This window comes from Thermostichus sp. MS-CIW-26 (assembly GCF_054059115.1).
Map to the genome: position 1 here is coordinate 1 of NZ_JBSSBV010000071.1, position 8,773 is coordinate 8,773.

Below are 8,773 nucleotides of genomic sequence, written 5' to 3' on the forward strand. Positions count from 1 at the left end.
AACAGAAAGATCAACTGGTAGTAATCCGTACTGAACATATTATACATTATTTTCAGTATAGTTGAGCTTATTATTGACTAGAGTCATGCTCCACACCGAATCATCACTGCTTAACGAAAACTTCTGCTGGCGCTCCGCCGCCGACCCTTGGGATCCCCTGTTGAGGGCACGCCATTCCTGGCTAGACTGTTCCAGAGTGAGCAGGAAAGGAGTTCGGGCTGCCGCCACCTGCCGGAGAGTTGAAGAGGCTTGAATGAGAACCCCAGCCATCACTTGCTCTTGCCCGCCGCAGCTTAATTTTCCTCCTCAGCGCTGGCTGTGGAGTTGCTTGGGAGCCATGGCCATAACGGCTCTCACGGCTGTTGCCGCTTGGGCGCGGCCAGTGCTGGAAGTACGCATGACCCTGGGTTTGCCCATCAGCCCCAACTACTGGTACATGGTAGCTCTCAGCCGGGCCGGCAGCCCTGGCCCTACCGCCAACTTGGTGGATCCCAACGTCCGTGTGGGGCCCAACGAGTACACCTTTGTGCGGGACTGGGATTACCTCATTCGGGTTACCCCCCTCAACGAAGAGTCAGTCTTGCAGGCCACCATCCAGCGGTTTGGAGAGCCGGAACGGGAGTTTGCCGTCGGCTTTAACCAGGTACGGGTTAATCGCCTTACCCGTGACCGCGATACCCTCAATTTCCAGATCGATATATCCGAGCTGCAGGGCCTTGATGGGCGAGACCAAGATATCCAGGTGGCTCTGCTCACCGCCCGTGCCCCCTTCCGCGTAGCCCCTGAAGAGACCAATCTGGCCATTGATGCCACCCGGGGGGATCTGCCCAATTTCTATCGCCTCAGCCTGTCCAATCAGCGGCAGGTGGTTGTGGACGACCCCCAGCGACAGGAGACGGTGCGCCGCAGCCGCGAATTGATCCAACAAAGTGGCTCCGGGGCTGCCCTCACTCGCGACCTCATTGAGGGCGGGGCTTTGGAGATTTTGGCTGCCAACATCCTCACCTTCGAGCTGCGCCTGGTGGATCGCTAGAGAGGGATCCCTCCCCCCTCGACGACTGGCATCGCTCCAAGACTGTCTCCGCAACCCGGCGGGAACCAAAAATAGCGACGAACCGGTCCGCCAGCCTCGGCAGAGGCGCCGGGGATCCAAGGGAAGCGCCAGGGCTCTACTCCCCCCCAGAGAAAGAGCCTGGAGTCGGATCCAACATCACAAACAAAAACGACTCCAGCCCCGCCAGGTAGGTGAGCACTTCCTCCCGGGCCGCTTCCAGCTCTAACTTGTTGACCTGGGCCGCTTGCTCAATCAAGGCTTTCACTGCCGTTGGCCCCTGCAACAGGGATCCCAACCAAGCCATCTGAGGGGCTGAGATGGTCAGGCGCCCATAGCTGGATCCCGGCCAATTCATAGCAAACTCCAGCTTTTTCTCGTGAGCTTTGGCAAAGTTTTGGCGAAATTCGACGTTGTCGGCCAGGATGGGGTTGAGCTGCACTCTGCCCCCCAGCCAATCGGCGTCGCTCCAGGGCAAGACCAAGGAAGAGCCGGGGTGTTCCGCCCAAAAGTCAATGAGGCGATGGTTGGGGTAGATCAGCTCATAAAAGTGATTTTGATCTGCAGGCGAGAGCTTGTCCAACTCAGCTTGCAGCCAGGGGGGCATGGCCCTCTCTTTGAACAAAATTGCAGGATCCCAGTCGGCATAGTCCACCAAGCAGACAAGGCCCAGATCGGCGTCTGCGAGCATGCGCATCAGGTCGGGGATCAGGAAGCCCTTGTCTCCTGGCAAGAGGTAGTTGGCCCGGATGTTGGTGTCGTCTTTGTAGATCTCAGGGTTCCAGCGCAGGGCTGCCCGCATTTCGTCTGAGGCCAAACTGGCCATGAATTCCCGTACCCGCTGACAGGCCTCAGGAGTGGGTAGATCAAACAGCCCTAGCAGCCGAAACGCCTCTTGCATGCGAAAGATCACCTCCCGCTGGTAGGCGTGGTGCAGGTTGGCCCGCAGGATCCCGTCAGGTTTGAGAACCCGCTTGAGGGCTTTTAGCCCCGCCACCGGATCGTCCAGCAGATAGAGCACATCGTTGAGGCTGATGAAATCAAATTCCAGCCCCAACTGTTCGATGTCCAACAGGTCGAGAACATACAACTCCACCTCTCCGAAACCGTGGTAGCGCAAGCGTCGCTCCGTCACCCGTACCGACTCTGCCGACAGGTCGCACACCACCAGCCGCGCCCCCGGATTGGCCTCCGCCAAGATCAACGTTTCCCAGCCCGAGCCGCAGCCAGCATTCAAAATGAGAGCGCCTTCGCTGGGCACAATGGCGCGGGTGCGGGCGTATTGGGCGGTGGTCAAACTTAGGCGGTACAACCCGTCAATGGCGTTGCGGCCCGAGGCCTCAATCGCCACATTGGGGTAGGGCAATTCTTCGTACAGTTGCCGCAGAGATTCTGTCGAGCTGCTGGCCATGGGATCCGCTGCAGGAAGCTGCCCTTTATGCTACCCGGCATCCCTCCCCCGCAGGAATGCCTCTAAGGCAGCAGCCAGGGTTTCATTCCCCTGCAGATCCAATCCATCCGGCCTCTGGGGTGGGTGGGCGGGATCCCGCAAAAAGTCCCAGGATCCTTGAAAAAACTCCTCTGGCGAGAGAATGCGATGCCAGCCATAGCGCCGCAAACCCTCAACCAGCAACGGTGACTCAGCAAACCCAGAGCGGGTAACACAGGCCATAGGTGTGCGGCTGCGCAGGGCCTCCGCCAAAGTGCCATAGCCCGGCTTGGACACCACCCAGCGGCAGAGGGGCATCACATCCACCGGTCGCCACACCCGCCCATCCAAAACCCGCAAGTTGGGCAAGGGGGGAGCTTCCGGATCAAAGGTGAGAAACTGCCAGTCGGGAAAATCTTGGAGCCGCTCGTAAGGAAACCCCTGCACCCCCAGCCCGCCAAAGGTGAACAAAGCCCTGGGTTGATCCGGGTGTAACCCCAACTGGGCGGCGACCTCTTCTGGTGGGTAGCGGGGATCCGATCCCGTCAGCCCCACCTCCTGCTGACGCGGAAAAGCGCTAGTGCTCCGCACCGCTGACGCGACCATGCTCTCGCTAAAGGGCAGGCGAAACAGAAGGTCACATTGCCCATAGAGCTCCCGAACCCAGGCCACAAACGGTTGAAACTCCGGGCCATACTCCTGATAGATGAAATCCCAGCCAAAATTACTGGCCATCCAGCAAGGGATCCCGGCAGCCTGGGCAATCGCCGCAGCAATGGGCGGCACATCCGCCAACACCAAAGGCACCCCCTGGGCTCGAATGAAATCCGCTTCTTCTCGAACAAGCTCCGCAGCGCTGGCTTTAAACGCCTTGAGGGCAGCCAACGTAGCCGGCAGATCCGCTTGCAGCCCATCCGGCTGCACCACCCCCACATCCAACGCCCGCGGCCGATGGAGAAACTTCCCCTCCACGTAACGCTCCAGGAGCCAGCGGGGAGCCGGCGTAACAAAGATGGGCAGAACATGGGGATCCCGCCGCAGCAAAGCATTCACGACCGCCGCCAGACGGGTAACGTGCCCAAACCCGTGAGCTGTTGCCGCCACATACAGAGGAACGGGATTCATCGCGACCACCTCAAGACAGAACAGGATCTGCGGGGGACTTTTCCCTACGGGATCCCCACAGATTGCTGGCCAAAATCAGACCCAGGCCCAGCACGGATCCCAGCGCAATCCTCTCGCCCAACAGCACCGCAATCAACCCCAACGACAAAAAGGGCGTCACATACACCCAGTTGGCCAGGGATCCCCGATGGCCCGCCAACTCCAGAGCCCGCAGCCAAAATACAAAAGTCAGGCCCATCTCCGCCAGACCAATGTAAGCCGCCCAACCCAGCCCGGCAAGGTTCCAAGAGACCTCCTGAAACGGCAGCAGTAGCAGGCCATAGAGGCTGCCGAAGAGAAACCCCATAAACAGCTTCAGCACCGCATCTCGCCCATCCCGCACATTGAGTAGCCAATAGAGCGCCCAGAGTCCAGAGCTGCCCACCGCCAGCAGCACCCCCCAGGGATCCTCCACCTGCAAGGTGCCCCAGGATCCCCCCGTAGCCACCAGCACCACCCCCAGCAGGCTCACCCCCAAGGCCAACACCAGCCGCCAACGGAAGCGCTCTCCCAGCAGCGGCACCGCCAGAAGAGCCAGCACCAGTGGCCAAGTGTAATTCAGAGCCATCGCCGCCTGAGCCGACAGACGGTCATAAGCCTGGAACAACACCCCATAGTAGCCGAAGGGGTTGAGCAGCCCCTGAAGGGCCGACAGGCGGATTTGGGATCCCTTCTGCTTGCCGAGGAACCCTGCCCGCCCTGTAACCACCAAAACGATCCCCAGGATCAAGCAAGAGCTCAATGCCGAAAAAATCAGCAGAACCGTCGGCGACAGGTGCTGCAACCCAAACTTAAAAGCGCTGGCAGCCGTGGCCCAGCCCAAGATGGCCGCCGCCAGGTAAGCATAGGCTCGCCAGGGATCCCTAGGCATCAAAAGCTGTCGAGATTGCTGTCCTCTTGCTTCGACTTAGCTCCGGTGGGAAGGCCCAGCCGCGGTGCCACCACCCAGGCATAGAGCAGATAGCCCAGCCCCGCCACCACTGCCCACCTGAGAACGGTGCCGAAAACCCGGAAGAACAGCCCGACCAGAAGAATACAGCCCAGAATGGCGAAGACCGTCACCAGTGGACGCCCCCAAGTCTCAACCCAAGCTCGGACGGCACTTTTCCCCTGAGACGCAACGGATGTTCCCGACTCCCGAGAGGCTGCAGCCGCTTGCTCCAGTTCACGCTCAAGCTGTTTCAGCCGTTCTTGTTCTGAGAAAGAGAGATCGGACATAGAGAGCAGCCTCCAGCGGTGTCACCTCCATCTTACGAGCTGCTCCCGAAGATGGGCAGACTAAGCTCGCGCCGAAGGGATCTCCTGAACCATAGCCCGGAACACATCCAAAGCCGGGCCAGGGCGACGGTTAGGACGCGGAGCCGAGATCTCATTGGGCACAAAAGGCTTCTCCACCACCACCTTGGGCTTGTTGGCAGGAGCAGTTGCTGTAGCCGCAGGAGCAGAGCTGGGGGAAGCCGGTGCAGAACGAAAAGGCCCGGTAACAAAATCCACCAAGCCGCCGAAGAGAATGCCGAAAAAGGAGAACAGGCCGCCGAAAAGCTTCTTGAGGATACCCATAGCTAATTGCAAAGAGATGAGGTGAGAACTTGTCGATGTTGAGAACTTGTCGATGTTATGTCGATGTTGTGAAGTTATACAACTCGACCTTCATTATTGTTAAAAGGTAGCCTCTTGGCCATGAGTAGATATACTCCTTTTCTTAGGCCTGGGGATCCCCCACCCGCCTGCCCTCGGCGTCAAATTGCTGTAGGGGCAGGATCAACTCCAGCTCCTGCAGTTCCAAAGGCTGAGGGATCCCTCTACTGCGCCCCAAAGCAAAGCCATCCGCCGCTGCTGGATTCACCTCATAGCCGATATCTGCCATTGCTCCCACCGTGAGAATGCTCAAGGGGTTGGCTACCCCCCGGTCGATGCGGCTGGTCATCAGCTCGCGGCCCAAGACGCTCTCCCGCCAATGGGAATCTCGGGATCCCTCCCCAAACTCGTTTTCTAAAGGAACAGAGGGCGCGTTTCCTCCCAGCGTGGCGAAGGCGCTGACTGCCCTGGGGCCGATGAAGCGGGGATCGTAGCCAGGGGGCGTAGGCTGATCCCGTCCCACCAAGCCCACCGTTAGCCCCTTGGGATCCCAGACGATGGGCAAGAAGCCCAAGGCATGGCCCAACTCGTGCAGGGCAGTAATGGGCAGATCCCCTCGCTCTTCCAAAGCCGATAGGTTTTGGCTGTTGAACAAAATGACGGAGTAGAAAGGCAGACCGTTAGAGGCCCGCACAAAACAGGGAGCAGCTCCCCCCAAAATTCGCTCGTTGCCGAGGTTTCTGGCCCGCACCTCCACCAGCAGATCGTCGATGGGGAAATTGAGTGGCGTGCTGGGAAACCCTCGATCGCATTCGTCGGCCCGAATGGTGGTGGGGGGCAGATCCGGCTGGTCACCAACGATGATCTGTTGCCAGCGCAGAGCGGCATTGCGGACGATCGACTGCTGGGTGGGGGTGAGACTGTTGTCGGGAAAGCGAACGTCAATGGTGAACTGGGAAGCAGGCGCAGTCGTTGGCGAGGGCAAAGGGGCAGGAATGACAGTCGGAGTAGGGGTGAGAACGACAGTTGGAGTAGAGGTGGGAATGACGGTTGGAATGGGAGTGGGAATGACACCTACAGAAGAGGAACCACCACTTCCGCCGCAAGCCTTGAGCACCAGTACCAGAAGCACAGCCACCAGGGATCCAAGCAGACGCAGACCCCATACTTTCCCCAGAAGCTGTCGCTGCCCCGAAAAAACCTTCACACCACCCCCAAACGCAAAGAGCCTCACGGCCCAGTTGGATCATACCGGCTGCAACCATCCTCCCGAGCATGATTTGCGTCACACCGCACCGGTCAACTTCAAGGCCAGGAAGAGATGGGTTTGGAGGTCTATATTTTCAGGTCAGGATCTCTCAATCTGAGGAGTCGGAAGAGTTTTCCTCTTCTATGCCCCAGCCCGCAGCCAAAACATCCACCGCTGCCCGCAGCGCCTGGTTATCCCCCAAGAGCTCCTCGGGATCCGAACGCGGCTCCACCAGGGGAACCAAGCGCAGAATACGTCCGTCCTGAACCAAGTCGATAACCACGCCCGGCTGCTCCTTGCCCAGGTTGGCAATCTCTTCTTCGGAAGCGGGATCCCGCAGACAGGCATAGTCAAAGCTGTTCACATTTAAGTAGAGGCTACGGTTTACCACCAGTGTGGCAGCAGTGGGATCCTGAAAAACATCCACCACGCAGCCTTCCCCTTGCTTCCGCACTGAGCCATCGACGATATCGAAGTAGCGAACACGGGCCAAATCGGATAGGAGTCGGTAAATATCCCGCTTATTGACCAGAGTTCCCGTATTCACAATACAGGGGGCACAGGGATGAGTGTCTGTCATAGAGCAGTCGGTCTCGAAAGGTCAACAGATTGAGAGTAGGCAAAAGGAAAGCAACATCAACAGTGTCTGCAAACTATCTCCGAAAACATCAGTCCTCGGCAATTCTAGGCGCGGTTATAGCTGACAAGCAACAGAGACCCCAACTTAATCCCTAACTTCACAAAAACTTTAATCGGCTAAAGAGGGAAGAAGTAGCCTGCCCTGCCTTACCAAGTTAAGCCACTGCAACAACAGAACAACTCCCTCCATTTCGCCTACCCAGCGCTCAGACTGCTCTTGGGGAAAACCCAGTCATAACTTTGCTTTTATCGACTCTATCACAGCCTTCCCGAAAAGGGCACAGGTCACTACTAATCACTACTAAGGTGCAATCTCCAGGCAAAGGCAACAGAGGTTTGGCAGGGTTTTACCTACATCTTGTGGGAAGGTGAATAGCCGAGCGGCTTTAGACTCTAGATATCGCAGATGGGCCCCGAACAGATCATCTTCGGTTCAAACCTCTCCCCTTGTCCCCCTAGGAAGGATAGCATAGGACACCAAGCCCGCTGCCTAGAAATAGCGTTGACTCTTCGCCGGAGACGACTTTTGCCGTGGTAACCACTCCCCAACGCCAGACTCTGCCGGTTGTCGATTTTGCCGCCTTTCAAAACGGAACGTCAGGTGAGCGGGAGCAGTTTGTCCGCCAGGTGGGGGAAGCGCTGCAACAGATTGGCTTTTTTGCCTTGGTTAACCATGGCCTATCGCCGGAATTGATCCGGGAAGCCTATGAAGCCGCAGAAGCCGTTTTTCTTTTGCCAGAGCCGACCAAGAGAGCCTATGAGGATCCGGCGCTGCTGGGGCAACGAGGGTACACCCCCTTTGGCAAAGAACACGCTAAAGATCATCCCTATCCTGACATGAAAGAGTTTTGGCACATCGGGCGCGAAGGGGATCCCCACCTTCCTGCCAACATCTGGCCTCGGGAGGTGCCCCAATTTCGCAGGGTGATGCTAGAGCTGTTCGCCCAATTGGAAACCTGTGCCCAGGGACTGTTGCAAGCAATCTCTCTGTATCTGGGGGAGCCTGCCGAATACCTGCCCAAAGCGGCGGAAGGAGGAGCCAATCTCTTGCGGGTGATTCACTATCCGCCCCTTCCCGCTGAAGCCCCTCCCCAGAGTTTACGAGCTGCAGCCCATGAAGACATCAACTTGATCACGCTCTTGTGTGAAGCCACCGCGCCAGGGCTAGAACTTCTGCAACGAGATGGATCTTGGCTGCCCATTTCGGCTCTGCCCGGTCAGATCATTGTCGATGCCGGGGATATGCTGCAAAACCTCACCAATGGCCTGCTGCGCAGCACCACCCATCGGGTGACCAACCCCGACAACCCTCAAGAATGCCGCTTTTCCATTCCCTTCTTTGTGCATCCGCGTGCAGAAGTGGATCTCACACCCTTGCCGACTTGTGTGGCCCGCACCGGCGGGATCCCTCGGTTCCCTTCCCTGACTGCCGGAGAATACTTGGCCCAGCGGTTGAGGGAAATTGGCCTGGCCGAGGTAGGATCCCCGCCCCAGCATTGATCCCAACTGGGGGTCTCTATGTTTCGGATCCCGGCCTTGCCCTACGAGTATGAAGTTCCCAGCCTGTCTCAGCTAGAAATCGCAGGAGCCCCGCACTGTACCCGTAGGGTCACTGCCGGGAGGAATGCGCTTTGATGAAGTACAATGAACTTATGAGCCAAGT

Annotated in this window: 10 protein-coding genes; 2 read left to right on the top strand and 8 right to left on the bottom strand. The window is 58.2% G+C overall.

The window, feature by feature from the left end:
• Window positions 1–39: 39 nt before the first annotated feature.
• Window positions 40–270: a hypothetical protein gene (locus tag ACVWZU_RS13870; protein ID WP_457384149.1), complete on the bottom strand. Its 231-nt coding sequence runs from the start codon at window positions 268–270 to the stop codon at window positions 40–42.
• A 67-nt stretch (window positions 271–337) separates the two neighbouring features.
• Between ACVWZU_RS13870 and ACVWZU_RS13875 the strand changes: the two genes are divergently transcribed.
• On the top strand, window positions 338–1,033 hold the full coding sequence (locus tag ACVWZU_RS13875) for a hypothetical protein (RefSeq protein WP_414330153.1): 696 nt from the start codon (window positions 338–340) through the stop codon (window positions 1,031–1,033).
• A gap of 136 nt (window positions 1,034–1,169) precedes the next feature.
• Here the strand turns inward: ACVWZU_RS13875 and ACVWZU_RS13880 are convergent, their stop codons facing one another.
• From ACVWZU_RS13880 to ACVWZU_RS13910, 7 genes are all read right to left on the bottom strand, one after another.
• Entirely contained in the window at window positions 1,170–2,462 is a 1,293-nt protein-coding gene (locus ACVWZU_RS13880; protein WP_457445492.1) for a class I SAM-dependent methyltransferase, read from the bottom strand.
• Window positions 2,463–2,492: 30 nt separating this feature from the next.
• The gene (locus ACVWZU_RS13885) at window positions 2,493–3,605 is read right to left on the bottom strand and encodes a glycosyl transferase (RefSeq protein ID WP_457445494.1); all 1,113 of its coding nucleotides are present in this window, start codon (window positions 3,603–3,605) and stop codon (window positions 2,493–2,495) included.
• A 10-nt stretch (window positions 3,606–3,615) separates the two neighbouring features.
• On the bottom strand, window positions 3,616–4,515 hold the full coding sequence (locus tag ACVWZU_RS13890; protein ID WP_457445496.1) for a DMT family transporter: 900 nt from the start codon (window positions 4,513–4,515) through the stop codon (window positions 3,616–3,618).
• Entirely contained in the window at window positions 4,515–4,862 is a 348-nt protein-coding gene (locus ACVWZU_RS13895) for a hypothetical protein (RefSeq protein WP_457445498.1), read from the bottom strand. Before ACVWZU_RS13895 ends, ACVWZU_RS13890 begins: the two co-directional genes overlap by 1 nt.
• 60 nt (window positions 4,863–4,922) lie before the next feature.
• Complete coding sequence (locus tag ACVWZU_RS13900) at window positions 4,923–5,204, bottom strand: hypothetical protein (protein WP_011432432.1); 282 nt, start codon at window positions 5,202–5,204, stop codon at window positions 4,923–4,925.
• A 142-nt stretch (window positions 5,205–5,346) separates the two neighbouring features.
• Window positions 5,347–6,360: a leishmanolysin-related zinc metalloendopeptidase gene (locus ACVWZU_RS13905; protein ID WP_457445500.1), complete on the bottom strand. Its 1,014-nt coding sequence runs from the start codon at window positions 6,358–6,360 to the stop codon at window positions 5,347–5,349.
• A gap of 220 nt (window positions 6,361–6,580) precedes the next feature.
• On the bottom strand, window positions 6,581–7,051 hold the full coding sequence (locus ACVWZU_RS13910) for a hypothetical protein (protein ID WP_414331929.1): 471 nt from the start codon (window positions 7,049–7,051) through the stop codon (window positions 6,581–6,583).
• Between the two features lie 590 nt (window positions 7,052–7,641).
• Here ACVWZU_RS13910 and ACVWZU_RS13915 point away from each other — a divergent pair.
• Window positions 7,642–8,610 carry an isopenicillin N synthase family dioxygenase gene (locus ACVWZU_RS13915; protein WP_457441364.1) on the top strand — a complete coding sequence of 323 codons (969 nt, stop codon included), beginning with the start codon at window positions 7,642–7,644 and terminating at the stop codon, window positions 8,608–8,610.
• Window positions 8,611–8,773: the final 163 nt, after the last annotated feature.